Source organism: Oceanicaulis sp. MMSF_3324 (genome assembly GCF_030733545.1).
GTDB lineage: Bacteria > Pseudomonadota > Alphaproteobacteria > Caulobacterales > Maricaulaceae > Oceanicaulis.
The window spans coordinates 483,914-496,977 of the sequence record NZ_JASHIU010000001.1 but is presented as its reverse complement, the minus strand read 5'-3'; the positions used below and the strand labels follow the sequence as shown (position 1 = coordinate 496,977).

The window sequence follows — 13,064 nt, the reverse complement described above, 5'->3', positions numbered from 1 at the left end:
ACGCGGACGGCATTGGCGCATGTTCAACACGGATGCTGACGGGGTGGGATGATGATTGGGAAACGGATCGGCACGGGCCTCATCGTCCCACTTCTGCTTACGGCCGGTTTCCCGGGCCTGTCGGCAGCCCAGGACAGTTTCCGTTTTGTCCCCTGCAATGGCGGCTATTCCGCAGCCACAGGGCAGGGAAACATGGTCGCCGGCGCCATGTCGATCCCGGTCGGTGACGCGATCCGGACACGGGCGGAGCTGCGCATGGGCCAGTGCGGGCGCGCCATGACACTGATCATTCAAGGCACGACCGTAACGCTGTATCAGGAGGCGATGGACGATCGGACATGGTCCGGACCGATCGACATGGGCGACGGGGTCGCTCGGGACATGCGGCTGACGCTGGACGCGGATCGCAATCTGCGCGGCGGCCTCATCGCGACCGATGGCGTAAGCCGTGTAACACGGCCCGTATGGCTGACGCTCAACACGCCGGTGGAGACGCGCTTTGAGGGCTGCGTGGATGACGCGCCGCCTCCGCCGCCTGATCGTGGTTTGCGCCCGGAAGCGGCCGCGCTCGCCAACGCGATGGCCGAGCGCGGCATGATCCCCGCGGACAACCTGTCGCTATTGGACTACATCGAGACGTCAGTGCGAGGAGAAGAGAGCGTCAGAGTCCGCCTGCGCCTTTCAATGGACGGCGCCGTGCTGCCGCGCCTCGACGTCGCACTGCGGAAGCTCGACCCCGAGAGCGCCTATTGCCTCGATGAGCGCTGGATCGATCCGCCGGTGCGCTACCTCGATTTTCAGGTCCATACCGTGGATGGCGATCCCTTCGTATTTGCTCGCACGATCGACATCGCGACCAGTCGGATCCAAGCGCAGGCCGAAGGCTCACCTGATACGCACACCATGGATGGACTGAACACCGCCGTGTCGGATGCGTGGACCCGATTGAATCCGGAGATCGGGCCTTTGACGGACGGTATTTCGCGGCGCTGAGCCCTCAGGCGGCAGGACAACGGCTTCATGCTCCGCGCCATCTTGATCTGATCCGGATCGAGCGGTTCGGGGCGCCGTGGTTTGCGTCTCGTGGACTCTTGTCGCTAGCTTAGGCCAAAGACGCGGAAATATCGAATGACCTGCATCGAAGGCTTTCAAAGGGATCGATAGAGCGTCGGCGAGCCGATCCAGCTTCCAGACCGCCAGCCCATCGCGTCAGCCGCGTACAAAGCGCTGCGAAGACCACAAGATCACAATTACATGGAAATCCTGGCGGAGAGAGAGGGATTCGAACCCTCGGAACGCTTGCGCGCTCAACGGTTTTCGAGACCGCCCCGTTCGACCACTCCGGCACCTCTCCGAACTCAGGGAAGCGCGGTTTCGCAAAGGCCGGGGGTAAAATCAAGCCCCTTGGGCGCCGATTGCTGGCCGGACCGCCGCCCGCACTGTAAAACAGACCTGCGCGGATCAGGCGTTGAAAGCGCCTTGCTGCATTGACTCCGGGCGTTCGTTTCGCCTATATCCCGCGCTCTGTTCGCGCACGGACCTGTCCGATGCGGGTACAGGCTTGTGAAACAACGCTGGCTCGCACCAAGAACCGGCGAAGAAAAAGGGCTCCGGTCTCGCGGATTTTTCGCAGATACGGCTCCGGAAAAAGGAACAACGATCATGTATGCAGTGATCAAGACCGGCGGTAAGCAATACCGCGTCTCTGAAGGCGACATCCTGCGCGTTGAAAAGCTCAGCGCGGAAACCGGCGATGTGGTCGCGTTTGACGAAGTGCTGATGATCGGCGGCGAAGGCGACTCTCTGGTCGGCGCGCCGGCCGTGGACGGCGCCTCGGTGACCGCCAATGTGCTGGACATCCGCAAGGACAAGAAGATCAAGGTCTTCAAGAAGCGCCGCCGTCAGAACTACCGCCGCACCAAGGGTCACCGCCAGTGGATCGCCGTGATCTCTGTCGCTGAAATCCTGAAGCCGGGTTCGAAGTCCAAGCTGGACGCCAAACCGGCCAAGGTTGCTGCTGACGAGACCCCGGCTCCGGCCAAGAAAGCCGCTCCGAAAGCGGCCGCCAAGGCCAAGACCGAAACCGCTGGCTCTGACGATCTGACCCAGCTGACTGGCGTCGGCCCGGCCTTCGCCACCAAGCTGAACGAAGCCGGCGTGACCAGCTTTGCTCAGATCGCAGCCTGGAACGATGCCGAGATCGAGCGCCTGGACGGCGAGATCTCCGGTCTGAAGACCAAAGCGGAAAAAGGCGACTGGGTCGCCGAAGCCAAGAAACTCGCTGGCAAGTAAGGCCACGCGGCAACAGAACCTGAGAAGGAGAGCACCATGGCTCACAAAAAGGCAGGCGGTTCGTCGCGCAACGGTCGCGACAGTGAAGGCCGGCGCCTCGGCGTCAAGAAATCCGGCGGCCAGGCCGTGATTCCGGGCAACATCATCATTCGTCAGCGCGGCACCAAGTATTATCCGGGCGAGAATGTCGGCATGGGCAAGGATCACACCCTGTTCGCGCTGACCGAAGGTCGCGTGACCTTCCAGAAGAAGAAGCTCAACCGGACCTTCGTGTCCGTCGCTCCGCTCGCGGACGCGGCTGAATAGGGCGACGCTGACCTCGTGATCGCCCATCCCGATGAGGGGCGATCCGGGCCAGACGGCCAAGTTTCAGGGGAGACGGATCGCCGTCTCCCCTTTTGCGTTTGAAGTCTCTCCCCGCCCAGTTCGCGCCCAGAGGAGGCCGATATGAGAGACATGCAGTCTGAACCCGAAGATACGCCCGAGTTCGAAGCGGGCGCAGCGATGAAACCGGCCGTGTTTGCAGAAATCCGCACTCCGCGTCTGGTTCTGCGCCCGCTCGAGATTGACGACGCCGCCTGGATCGGGCCCGAAAGCGCCCGCCCTGAAATCTGCCGCATGACCAGCCGGGTGCCGGCCCAGAACCCGCCCCTGTTTGCGGAAGCCTTCATCCTGATCATGCGGGCGCGCGAACAGATCAGGGGCGATGTGGTGCGCGCCATCTGTGAAGCCGAGACCGGCAGCACGGTGGGCGTGATCGGCCTGCACCCGCACGATGAGGGCTGGGAGCTGGGCTATTGGGTGACGCCCGCCGTCTGGGGGCAGGGTTACGCCACCGAAGCGGCGCAAGGCCTGTGCGAATGGGCGCGCGCCCATGCGATGACGCCGTTTACGGCGAGCCATTTTGAAGACAATCCGGCCTCGGGCCGGGTGCTGGAAAAATCCGGCTTTGGCTATACGGGTGAAACCGGAAACGCCTTTTCCTTCGGACGCATGGGCTCGGCGCCTATCCGTCAGATGGCGATGGCGGGCTAGCCCAGCTGACAAGACATAGATAAAACCAAGCCATGAAGTTCCTTGATCAAGCCAAAGTGTATGTGAAGTCCGGCTGGGGCGGCCCGGGATGCGTGTCATTCCGGCGCGAGGCCTATGTCGAGTTCGGCGGTCCGGACGGCGGCGATGGCGGCGATGGCGGCGATGTCTGGGTGGAGGCCGTCGAAGGCCTGAACACCCTGATCGACTATCGCTACCAGCAGCACTTCAAGGCCGAGCGCGGTCATAACGGCGCCGGGCGCAACCGCACCGGTCGCGGCGGCGAGGACGTGGTGCTGCGCGTGCCGGTCGGCACCCAGGTGTTTGACGAGGACAAGGAAACCCTGCTGGCTGACCTCACCGAGGTGGGCCAGCGCGCCATGCTGGCCAAGGGCGGAATTGGCGGCAAAGGCAATGCGCACTTCAAGTCGAGCCGCAATCAGGCGCCGCGCATCTCCCAGCCCGGCGAAGCGGGCGAGGAGCGCGCCATCTGGCTGCGCCTGAAACTGATCGCCGACGCCGGCCTTGTGGGCCTGCCCAATGCGGGCAAATCCACCCTGCTGTCGGTGGCGAGCCGCGCGCACCCCAAGATCGCCTCCTATCCCTTCACCACCCTGCATCCCAATCTGGGCGTCGTGGAGATGGGCACGGGCAACCGCTTCGTGCTGGCCGACATTCCCGGCCTGATCGAAGGCGCCCATGAGGGCGCGGGCATTGGCGACCGCTTCCTGGGCCATATCGAACGCTGCGCGCTGCTGGTGCATCTGATCGACGCCACGGGCGAAGACCCGATGGCCGCCTATGACACCGTGCGCAAGGAGCTGGAAGCCTATGGCGCGGGCATTGAAGGCAAGCGCGAGATCGTCGTTCTGAACAAGCTCGACGCCGCCGATCCTGAAATCGTCGAAATGCTCGATACCGAGTTCAAGGCGAAGCTGGGCGATGTGCCGCATCACCTCTCGGGCGCCACGCAAGAGGGCCTCAAGGACCTTCTGAAAGTCATCTGGGAGGCGGTCTATACCCGTCGCGAAGAAGAGAAGCGCCTGAAGGAAGAAGCCGAGCGCGAAGAGCGCGGCGAAACCGGCTGGACGCCCGATCGGTGACCTTCGGGGCGCACATGGCGACGGCCCGCCGGGTCGTCATCAAGGTCGGATCGGCCCAGCTGATCGATCCTGACAGTCTTGCGCCCCTCAAACACCGCTTCGACGCTCTTGCAGATGACATGGCGCAGCTGCGCCAGGAGGGCCGCGAGGTCGTTCTGGTCAGCTCCGCCGCTGTTGCGCTCGGACGTCCGCGGCTCGGGCTCAAACCCGGTCAGGCGCTGACGCTGGAAGAGAAGCAGGCCGCCGCCGCAGCCGGCCAGGCGCTCCTGATCCAGCATTGGGACCAGGCGTTTGCCCGCCATGGTTTCCCCGCCGCCCAGGCGCTGGTCTCTCCTGCCGACATTGAATCGCGCCCGCGCTGGCTCAACGCCCACACCACGCTTGAAACCCTGCTCAAGCTGGGCGCCGTGCCGGTGATCAATGAAAACGACACTGTCGCCACCGAGGAATTGCGCTTTGGCGACAATGACCGGCTGGCCGCGCGTACGGCCCAGCTTGTCGGCGCGCAGCTGCTGATCATCCTGTCGGATGTGGACGGGCTTTATGACCGCGATCCGCGCGAGCCCGGCGCCCTGCACATTCCTGAAATCGAGACCATCACCGCCGAGATCGAGGCGCTGGCGGGCCCGGCTCGCACGGGCGGCGCCGGAACTGGCGGCATGGCCAGCAAGATCGCGGCGGCCCGCATCGCCAATGCCGCCGGCTGCGCCCTGGTCATCTGTCGCGGCGACCTGGATCACCCCATCACCGCGTTACATGACGGCGCCCGCTACAGCTGGTTCGCCCCCGACGGCAATCCCGAAAGCGCGCGCCGCGCCTGGATACTGGGCTCTCTGGCCCGCGAAGGCGCGCTGGTGCTGGATCCCGGCGCGGCGGACGCGGTGCGCAAGGGCAAAAGCCTTCTGCCCGCTGGCGTGGTGGATGTTCAGGGCCGCTTCGAGCGCGGTGCTGCGGTGCGCCTTCTGACCGCGACAGGAGAGCGGATCGGGGTCGGTGTGGCGGGCTATGACGATCATGAGGCCCGCCAGATCAAGGGGCTCAAATCGGACTCCATAGCCGAGGTGCTGGGCTATCGCCGCGGCGTCGCACTGATCCATGCCGGCGATCTGGTGCTGGACCCGGAGGGCGCACGCTGATGAGCCGGGCCTTCAAATCCGAACTCCTGCATGACGACATGAAGGTCGGGATTTACGGGGGCAGTTTCGATCCGGTCCACCGCGCCCACCGGCATGTGGCCTCGACCGCCCTCAAGCGACTGGATCTTGATCGGGTCTGGTGGATGGTCAGCCCCGGCAACCCGCTCAAGGCCCATGCCCCCGCGCCCCTTGAAGACCGCGTCGCCGCCATTCAGACAATGATGCCCGAACCCGGTCACGTCGTCTCGACGCTGGAAAAGCGGCTGGACACCCGCACCACGATTGATCTGATCCGCCATTTGCAGGCCCGGCATCCGCGCGTGCATTTTGTCTGGATCATGGGGGCGGACGGGCTTGCCAGTTTTCATCGCTGGAAACACTGGCAAGCCATCGCACACCGCATTCCGATCTGCGTCATCGCGCGTCCCGGCTCGGCCATGAAAGCCCGACTGTCGCCCGCCGCCCGGTTCCTGAGCCAGACGCGCAAACCCGACACACAGGCGAAAACACTCGTCCTAGGTACTCCTCCGGGGTGGACTTACCTGACTGAGCCACTACATGCTGAGGCCTCACGCCTCTTGCGTGCAAACGCCACATCCTGATCCGCAGCCGCCACCGCCTTGAGACCATGTCGAACGAGACCCTAGTCAAGGCCGGCGCCTTGGCGTTTTTCAAAGACTTGCAACCGTCCGCCAGCGATTTCCGCGCGGATGTTCTGGCCGGTTTGCGCAAACCCCAAAAGGCGATTTCGCCGAAATATTTCTACGATGCGGCCGGCTCGGCGATCTTTGATCGCATCACCGAGGCGCCTGAATACTATCCCACCCGCACCGAGCTGGCGTTGCTGGACCGGATCGGCCCCGAACTGAAAAGCCTCGCGGGTTCCGGCGCGGTCGTGCTCGAGCCCGGCGCCGGGTCCAGTGTGAAGATCAGGCGGTTGCTGGATGCGCTGGATGCCCCGTCCGCCTTTGTCGGCATGGATATATCAGGCGATCATGTGAAAGCGGCCTGCGCGGACATCGCGTCCGATCACCCAGACCTGACCGTCGGTGCGATCTGTCACGACTTCACCCAGCCGCTGGATGTGGATGCGCTTGAGCTGCCTGACGGTCGCCGGATCGTCTTCTTTCCCGGCTCGACCATTGGCAATTTCGAACTCATCGACGCGCTCGCCGTCCTCAAGACGCTGCGCGACTGGTTGCGTCCGGGCGATGCGCTATTGATCGGGGTCGATTTACGCAAGGACCCGGCTGTGCTGGAAGCGGCCTATGACGACGCCGGACGGGCGACGGCGGATTTCAATTTCAACCTGATCCGGCGCATCAATGCCGAGCTGGACGGCGATATCGATCCGGCCGGGCTGGTCTATCGCGCCTTCTGGAATCCCTACCGGTCGCGTGTGGAAATGTACCTTCAGGCGCAAAGCGACCTGCGGTTCAATGTGGCGGGCGAGCCCTTCATCCTGCGCGAGCACGAGACGATCCACACGGAAAACTCTCATAAATTCACGGTCTCGACCTTCCAGGACCTGGCGCGTCAGGTCGGCCTGATCCCCGCCCATGTCTGGACCGAAGAGGGCGCCTGCGCCTTCTCCATTCACTGGCTCGAACGCAGCGAGAAAACGTGTTAGAGTTCGGCTTGGTCAATTAAGGGAGCAAGGACTCTGTCCACCGAATTGCACAGCCGCCCCAATGGCGAGGCTGACAGCGACTCTGGCGAACTCGCCCAGAGCACGCAGGATCTCGAAGCGCTGGTTCTGAACGCGCTGGACGATGACAAGGCAGAAGATGTCGTCGCCATCGATCTTACGGGCAAATCATCCGTCACCGATGTGATGGTCATCGCCTCTGGCCGGTCCAACCGGCATGTGGGCGCCATGGCCGACCATCTGGTGCGCAAGCTCAAGGACGCTGGGCACGGCAAGGTCGCGATCGAGGGCCTGAAGACGTGCGACTGGGTTCTGATTGACGCCGGCGACGTGATCGTTCACCTGTTCCGTCCCGAAGTGCGCAGCTTCTACGATCTGGAAAAGATGTGGTCCGTCTCGCCCGACGGCGCCTCCTGATCCACCCCCAACCCTTATCCCGAACCGGGGCGTCCCATGCGCGTTGAGATTCGTGCGATCGGCCGGATCAAGGCCGGGCCCGAGCGCGAGCTTGTGGACCAGTACATGGACCGCGCCAATGGCGTGGGACGCGGGATCGGCCTGGGCCCCGTCTCGGAGCGCGAGCTTGATACCCGGACCCTCAAGGACAAAGCGGCCGAAACCCGGGCGCTGATCGCGGACATGCCTGCAGGCGCGCTGGTGTTCGCACTGGATGAAACCGGCAAGCCCATGAGCTCGCTCGATTTCGCACGCGTGATTGAAACCGCGCGTGATGACGGGGCGCGGGATCTTGTATTCCTCATTGGCGGGGCGGACGGACATGACCGTCCGGCCTTGCCGCAAGGGGCGCGCATGCTCAGCTTCGGCAAGGCCACCTGGCCGCACAAGCTGGTGCGCGTCATGCTGGCCGAGCAGATCTATCGCGCGGCGTCCGTCATGGCGGGCGCGCCCTATCACCGGGAAGGCTGATGGCGTCCTTTCTGTCCATTCTGGCTCTGAGCCTCGCGCTCCAGGCGCAGACCGCGCCCGAGCCCGAAGAGGTGGATACGCTTGAGCAGGAAGCGGCTGAGCTGCGCGAAGAGGCGCAAGCGCGTGAGGCGGAGGCCGAAGCCGCCCGCATCGCCATCGCCCGCCTGCAGCAGCGGCTGGTAGACGCGGCGGGCCGGGTCGAGACCCGGGAAGCCGAGGTGGAAGCCGCCACTGAACGCCTGCGCGCGCTGGAGCGCGAGGAATCTGATCTGCTGGCGCGATTGCGCGCCGAACGCTCTGATCTGGCTCGGGTGCTGGCCGCGCTCCAGCGTATCGAGATGTCCGATCCGCCAGCCCTTGCGGTCACCCCCGATGATGCAGCCTCCGCCGCCCGTGCGGCGGGTCTCCTGGCCCAGATCGCCCCGCAGCTTGACGCCCGGGTCGAGGCGGTCCAGGCGCGTCTGGCCGAGCTCGAAGCCCTGCGCGAGGAACTTCAGACCCAGACCCAGGCCCTGGTGCAAGCGCGCGAAGCGCTGAGCGTTACGCGGGAAGAGGTCACCGCCCTGATCGAGGAGCGCCGCGCCGCGGAAGCCGCGCTTCGCGCACAGGCCGATGATCTGTCCCAACGCGCCGCCCGGATTGCACATGAAGCGGGCTCCCTGCGCGAGCTCATGACCGATATCCGGCGCTTCGCCGCCGCCGAACCACGCCTGGCCCCGCGTCCCGAACCGGCGCCGGAACTGGATCCCGGCGTCCCGGTGCCCCGTCTCAGACCGGAACAGGCTCCGGCGCTCGCCATGGCGGCCCTTGTGGATGCGCGCCCGGTGGATGGCCCGATCGAAACCCTGCGCTTTAGTGACACGCGCGGCCGGTTAAGCCCGCCCGCCCGGGGTCAGCTGACAATCAGCGCCGGCGAGCGCGGCCCCGATGGCGTGCGTCGCGAGGGCGTCTGGTTCGAGACCAATTCGCGCGCCCAGGTGACCGCGCCCTTTGACGGCGTTGTCGTTTATGCCGGGCCTTTTCAGGGGTTTGACGGTGTTTTGATGATCAACACACCTGACGGATACACGCTTATTTTAGGGGGCTTAGGTCTTATTTACGCCGTAGAGGGACAATCATTATTGGCCGGAGAGCCCGTGGGCGCCATGTCAGACCGTGCAAATCCGCCTCCAATGCTCTATCTGGAGATAAGACGCAGCACTGATGAAGCTGCTGACCCTGAAGATTGGCTTCGGCCCGAATTTCGCAGAGGCTAGAGCCTCGACCGCCGCGCTGTAAGGAAGACCATCATGCGTCTGCACATTATCGCTTCAGCAATCCTGTTCGGAATTGGCGCCGCCACCCTGGCGGTGTCCGCCGAAGGCGAGGACGCCAATAGCCGTGAAGCCACATTCCGCCAGCTGGAACTGTTTGGCGACGTGCTGAGCCGGATCGAAGCCGATTATGTCAGCGAACCGGACAAGGCCGAGCTGATCGAGAGCGCGATCGACGGCATGATGCAGGCGCTCGACCCGCATTCAAGCTATCTGTCGCCCGACGATTTTCAGGACATGCAGGTCACCACCAGCGGCGAGTATGGCGGCGTGGGCATTGAAGTGACCATCCGCGACGAGCTGATCACCATCATCTCCCCCATCGCCGAGACGCCGGGCGAGCGCGCCGGCCTCGAACCCAATGACCAGATCATCGCGGTGGATGGCGAGAGCATGATCGGCGCCAGCATGGATGACGCCGTCGAACGCATGCGCGGCCCGGCCGGCGATCCGGTCGTGCTGACGATCTTGCGCGAAGGCGAGGAAGATCCCTTCGATGTCACGGTCGTGCGCGACCTGATCGAAGTGCGCGCCGCCTATTGGCGCATGGAAGAGGGCGACACCCCCTATCTGCGCATCACCACCTTCAACGAGAACACCACGGCCAACGCCGTGACCGGCATTGAAGACCTGACCGAAGCCTATGGCGGCCCGCTGCCTGGGCTGATCCTGGATCTGCGATCCAATCCGGGCGGGCTGCTGGACCAGTCGGTCTCCGTCTCCTCCCTGTTCCTGGATGGCGGGGAAGTGGTATCCACCCGGGGCCGTGATCCGCGTGACACCCGGCGTTACAACGCCGAGCCCGGCGACATTCTGAACGGCGCTCCGATCGTCATCCTGATCAATTCGGGTTCCGCCTCCGCCTCCGAGATCGTCACCGGCGCCCTGCAGGACCGGGAACGCGCCACGATTGTGGGCATGACCAGCTTCGGCAAAGGCTCCATGCAGACCGTGGTGCCGCTGCGCGGAGGACGCGACGGCGCCCTGCGCCTGACCACGGCGCGGTATTACACGCCGGCCGGCCGCAGCATCCAGGCCACTGGAATCGCGCCCGACATCGCCATTGCGCCGCGCCGTGTGGACGAAGAAGAGGTGGAAAACGTCAACACCTATGCCGAATCCAGCCTGCGCAACGCGCTGGAAAACGAGAACGGCGTTGAACGCGAAGAGCTCGAGAACGAACTGTCCCACACCGAGATGCCCCCGGAAGACTGGGATGAGAGCGAGGATTACCAGCTCCACCGTGCGCTCGAGATTCTCAACGCCATGATGAGCCAGGACCAGGCCCAGCTTCAGTAAGCCTGACAGCGCTTCACCGGGTTCGTTAACGCTTCTTTACCGCGTCTTCACGCAGGGTCAGGGTTCGAATCACCCCGACCCGGCGTTGAAGAAACGGCCCGCGCACCATGGCTCGACTGGACACTGATCGCTTTCCTCTCAAGGGACCGCTGCTGGCGGGCCTGGGGGTCGCGCTTGCGCTGATCGCGGGCGTGGCTGCGCTCACCTGGCTGGCGGGCGGCCCGGCGCCAACCATCAGCGCCAGCGCGGACATCGCCGGCCAACCTGACGTGCTGGCCGCCGCCGAGATCGAGGGCGTACGCAGCGCGCCTTTTGGTGATGAAGAGGTTGAAGATGTCAGCCTGCCCGGCGTGCGTGACACGGCGGATGCACTGAACGCAGCCGATCCAGACGCCCAGCCAGTCGCGCCAGCAACGCCCCAGGCGCCGCCCGCGCCCCTGCCCGGCCTCTATGAGAACGGCCCCGGCGGTCCTCTGCCCGTGATCAGCGCCAGCGGCGAACGCCCCGACCAGGCCTATGCGCGCGACTTTGATGGCGCGGAGAATGTTCCAACCGTCTCGGTGATCGTGGGCGGTTTGGGGCTGTCACAGAGCCTGACCGAACGCGCCATCGAGGTATTGCCCGCCGAAGTGACGCTCAGTTTCGCGCCCTATTCTGATAATCTGCAGGACTGGATCAATCGCGCCCGCGCCGACGGGCATGAGGTGTTGATCGAACTGCCCATGGAGCCGTTCGACTATCCCAATAATGATCCCGGCCCGCACACCCTCCTGGTGGACGCCAGCACGCAGGAGAACACCCGCCGGCTCGTCTGGCTGCTGTCTCGCGCTGCGGGCTATACCGGCGTTGTGAACTATCTCGGCGCCCGGCTGGGGGCGGCGCAGGGCCCGATGACAGAAGTTTTCACAGAGCTTGAAGCGCGTGGGCTGAGCATTTTCCATGACGGGGCCGGCCGTCGCGCGGTGCTCGAACAGGCCGGTCGCCAGGCCCGGGCGCGGATGACGCTGGCTGACCGGGTCGTGGATTCCGACCCGACGCCGCGCGCCATTGATGGTCGCCTCCTGGAGCTCGAAGCCCTGGCGCTGCAGAACGGGTCCGCACTGGGATCGGGCTTCGCCTACCCCGCAACCGTGGACACCATCGCCAGCTGGGCGGAAGGGCTGGATGGCCGGGGCTACCAGCTCGCACCGGCGAGCTTCGTCATGCAGATCCGGAACCCGGTGGAGGCGACGTCCATTGCGTCAATTGAGACTCAGAACGGAGCGGATGACGATCATTCACCCTCTGACGACGCACACGGGGACACGCACTAGCCATGTCTGACGCCTATCCCGAACACCGCCCGAATGTGGGCGTGGTGCTGTTCAACGCGCATGGCAAGGTCTGGCTGGGCAAGCGTTATGGTGCGGATGAGCCCTGGTGCTGGCAATTTCCCCAGGGCGGCATGGACGCGGGCGAAACGGCTGAAGAAGCCGGTCTGCGTGAGCTGCACGAAGAGACCGGCGTCACTTCGGACCTCATTGAACCGCTGGGCAGCATTGAAGACTGGCTGGCCTACGACTTCCCGCCCGAAGTGCTCGCCCAACGCTCACGCAATCGCTGGCGCGGCCAGAAACAACGCTGGTTCGCCTATCGCTATTTGGGCACAGACGCCGACTTTGACCTGGAAGCCGTGCCGCCGCAGGAATTTTCCGAGTTCCGCTGGGTCTCGCTCGAAACCACGCCGCAGCTGATCATTCCGTGGAAACGGGCCGTTTATGAACGTGTGGCCGAAGCGTTCGCGCCCTTCAGCGGCTAGCGGTCTGCAGCCAGCTCCACAACGCGCACCGAGTTGCCACGGCGGAACAGGCCAAACGAGACGTTCACCGTGTTGTGAACCACCTCACGACCTTCACGGCGCAGACGCGCCTCCACCTCGCGAACAACACGCAGATTATCGTCATGCGCGCCCAACACACAGACTTCCTGCCCGTCACGACGCCCCAGCCAGATCGACAGGCCTTCGCCCGCCGGGAGCAGCAGAGCACGGTCAGAACGCGTGATATCGCGGTCCTCAACCGGGAAATCAAACGCCTCGATGCGACCGCCGCTCTCGGCGGCTGCGCCTTCCAGTCCGTCTGCGCCCAGTGCGGTCTCACACAGCGCAATCATGTGGTTCGCCAAAGCGGCTGGATCGGCATCCTGAGCCACAAGCGCCGGCGTCGCTGACAAAGACAGAGCCACAGCAGCGAAAGACGAGCGGATGAAACGCGTCATGATCGAACCTCAGATACAAAAAACCCTGCGCAGAATATGCGCAGGGTCTCGCGAAGCC

15 protein-coding genes and 1 tRNA gene are annotated in these 13,064 nt (G+C 64.5%); 14 read left to right on the top strand and 2 right to left on the bottom strand.

Annotated elements, in window-relative coordinates:
• Positions 1-51 precede the first annotated feature (51 nt).
• On the top strand, positions 52-993 hold the full coding sequence (locus RBA95_RS02450) for a hypothetical protein (protein WP_306015213.1): 942 nt from the start codon (positions 52-54) through the stop codon (positions 991-993).
• 271 nt (positions 994-1,264) lie between these two features.
• Here RBA95_RS02450 and RBA95_RS02445 read toward each other — a convergent pair.
• Positions 1,265-1,354, bottom strand: a tRNA-Ser gene (locus RBA95_RS02445).
• Between the two features lie 308 nt (positions 1,355-1,662).
• Here RBA95_RS02445 and RBA95_RS02440 point away from each other — a divergent pair.
• The 13 genes from RBA95_RS02440 (at position 1,663) to RBA95_RS02380 (ending at position 12,548) form a co-directional block, all read left to right on the top strand.
• Positions 1,663-2,292: a 50S ribosomal protein L21 gene (locus RBA95_RS02440; RefSeq protein WP_306015212.1), complete on the top strand. Its 630-nt coding sequence runs from the start codon at positions 1,663-1,665 to the stop codon at positions 2,290-2,292.
• A 36-nt stretch (positions 2,293-2,328) separates the two neighbouring features.
• On the top strand, positions 2,329-2,598 hold the full coding sequence (gene rpmA / locus RBA95_RS02435) for a 50S ribosomal protein L27 (RefSeq protein ID WP_022700614.1): 270 nt from the start codon (positions 2,329-2,331) through the stop codon (positions 2,596-2,598).
• Between the two features lie 141 nt (positions 2,599-2,739).
• Positions 2,740-3,327 carry a GNAT family N-acetyltransferase gene (locus tag RBA95_RS02430; protein WP_306015211.1) on the top strand — a complete coding sequence of 196 codons (588 nt, stop codon included), beginning with the start codon at positions 2,740-2,742 and terminating at the stop codon, positions 3,325-3,327.
• Positions 3,328-3,359: 32 nt separating this feature from the next.
• Positions 3,360-4,427: a GTPase ObgE gene (gene obgE / locus RBA95_RS02425; RefSeq protein ID WP_306015210.1), complete on the top strand. Its 1,068-nt coding sequence runs from the start codon at positions 3,360-3,362 to the stop codon at positions 4,425-4,427.
• Positions 4,428-4,441: 14 nt separating this feature from the next.
• A complete protein-coding gene (gene proB, locus RBA95_RS02420) occupies positions 4,442-5,563 on the top strand; it encodes a glutamate 5-kinase (protein WP_306015209.1) in 1,122 nt (373 codons plus the stop codon).
• Positions 5,563-6,165 carry a nicotinate-nucleotide adenylyltransferase gene (locus tag RBA95_RS02415; protein ID WP_306015208.1) on the top strand — a complete coding sequence of 201 codons (603 nt, stop codon included), beginning with the start codon at positions 5,563-5,565 and terminating at the stop codon, positions 6,163-6,165. Before proB ends, RBA95_RS02415 begins: the two co-directional genes overlap by 1 nt.
• Before the next feature lie 59 nt (positions 6,166-6,224).
• Entirely contained in the window at positions 6,225-7,193 is a 969-nt protein-coding gene (gene egtD / locus RBA95_RS02410) for an L-histidine N(alpha)-methyltransferase (protein ID WP_306015207.1), read from the top strand.
• A gap of 45 nt (positions 7,194-7,238) precedes the next feature.
• Positions 7,239-7,628, top strand: a complete 390-nt coding sequence (rsfS, locus tag RBA95_RS02405) for a ribosome silencing factor (RefSeq protein WP_306015206.1) — start codon at positions 7,239-7,241, stop codon at positions 7,626-7,628.
• Positions 7,629-7,664: 36 nt separating this feature from the next.
• Entirely contained in the window at positions 7,665-8,138 is a 474-nt protein-coding gene (gene rlmH / locus RBA95_RS02400) for a 23S rRNA (pseudouridine(1915)-N(3))-methyltransferase RlmH (RefSeq protein WP_306015205.1), read from the top strand.
• Positions 8,138-9,394 carry a murein hydrolase activator EnvC gene (locus RBA95_RS02395; RefSeq protein WP_306015204.1) on the top strand — a complete coding sequence of 419 codons (1,257 nt, stop codon included), beginning with the start codon at positions 8,138-8,140 and terminating at the stop codon, positions 9,392-9,394. The genes rlmH and RBA95_RS02395 overlap by 1 nt, the downstream gene beginning before the upstream one ends.
• Positions 9,395-9,427: 33 nt before the next feature.
• Positions 9,428-10,750, top strand: a complete 1,323-nt coding sequence (locus tag RBA95_RS02390; RefSeq protein ID WP_306015203.1) for a S41 family peptidase — start codon at positions 9,428-9,430, stop codon at positions 10,748-10,750.
• A 107-nt stretch (positions 10,751-10,857) separates the two neighbouring features.
• Positions 10,858-12,063 carry a divergent polysaccharide deacetylase family protein gene (locus RBA95_RS02385; protein WP_306015202.1) on the top strand — a complete coding sequence of 402 codons (1,206 nt, stop codon included), beginning with the start codon at positions 10,858-10,860 and terminating at the stop codon, positions 12,061-12,063.
• Positions 12,064-12,065: 2 nt separating this feature from the next.
• Positions 12,066-12,548, top strand: a complete 483-nt coding sequence (locus tag RBA95_RS02380) for an RNA pyrophosphohydrolase (protein WP_306015201.1) — start codon at positions 12,066-12,068, stop codon at positions 12,546-12,548.
• Here RBA95_RS02380 and RBA95_RS02375 read toward each other — a convergent pair.
• Positions 12,545-13,006, bottom strand: coding sequence for a hypothetical protein (locus RBA95_RS02375; protein WP_306015200.1), 462 nt, complete (start codon positions 13,004-13,006; stop codon positions 12,545-12,547). The genes RBA95_RS02380 and RBA95_RS02375 overlap by 4 nt on opposite strands.
• Positions 13,007-13,064: the final 58 nt, after the last annotated feature.

Coding starts and splice junctions, on each gene's coding strand:
- RBA95_RS02450 (WP_306015213.1), top strand. CDS start 52: ATGATTGGGAAACGGATCGGCACGGGCCTCATCGTCCCACTTCTGCTT.
- RBA95_RS02440 (WP_306015212.1), top strand. CDS start 1,663: ATGTATGCAGTGATCAAGACCGGCGGTAAGCAATACCGCGTCTCTGAA.
- rpmA (WP_022700614.1), top strand. CDS start 2,329: ATGGCTCACAAAAAGGCAGGCGGTTCGTCGCGCAACGGTCGCGACAGT.
- RBA95_RS02430 (WP_306015211.1), top strand. CDS start 2,740: ATGAGAGACATGCAGTCTGAACCCGAAGATACGCCCGAGTTCGAAGCG.
- obgE (WP_306015210.1), top strand. CDS start 3,360: ATGAAGTTCCTTGATCAAGCCAAAGTGTATGTGAAGTCCGGCTGGGGC.
- proB (WP_306015209.1), top strand. CDS start 4,442: ATGGCGACGGCCCGCCGGGTCGTCATCAAGGTCGGATCGGCCCAGCTG.
- RBA95_RS02415 (WP_306015208.1), top strand. CDS start 5,563: ATGAGCCGGGCCTTCAAATCCGAACTCCTGCATGACGACATGAAGGTC.
- rlmH (WP_306015205.1), top strand. CDS start 7,665: ATGCGCGTTGAGATTCGTGCGATCGGCCGGATCAAGGCCGGGCCCGAG.
- RBA95_RS02395 (WP_306015204.1), top strand. CDS start 8,138: ATGGCGTCCTTTCTGTCCATTCTGGCTCTGAGCCTCGCGCTCCAGGCG.
- RBA95_RS02390 (WP_306015203.1), top strand. CDS start 9,428: ATGCGTCTGCACATTATCGCTTCAGCAATCCTGTTCGGAATTGGCGCC.
- RBA95_RS02385 (WP_306015202.1), top strand. CDS start 10,858: ATGGCTCGACTGGACACTGATCGCTTTCCTCTCAAGGGACCGCTGCTG.
- RBA95_RS02380 (WP_306015201.1), top strand. CDS start 12,066: ATGTCTGACGCCTATCCCGAACACCGCCCGAATGTGGGCGTGGTGCTG.
- RBA95_RS02375 (WP_306015200.1), bottom strand. CDS start 13,006: ATGACGCGTTTCATCCGCTCGTCTTTCGCTGCTGTGGCTCTGTCTTTG.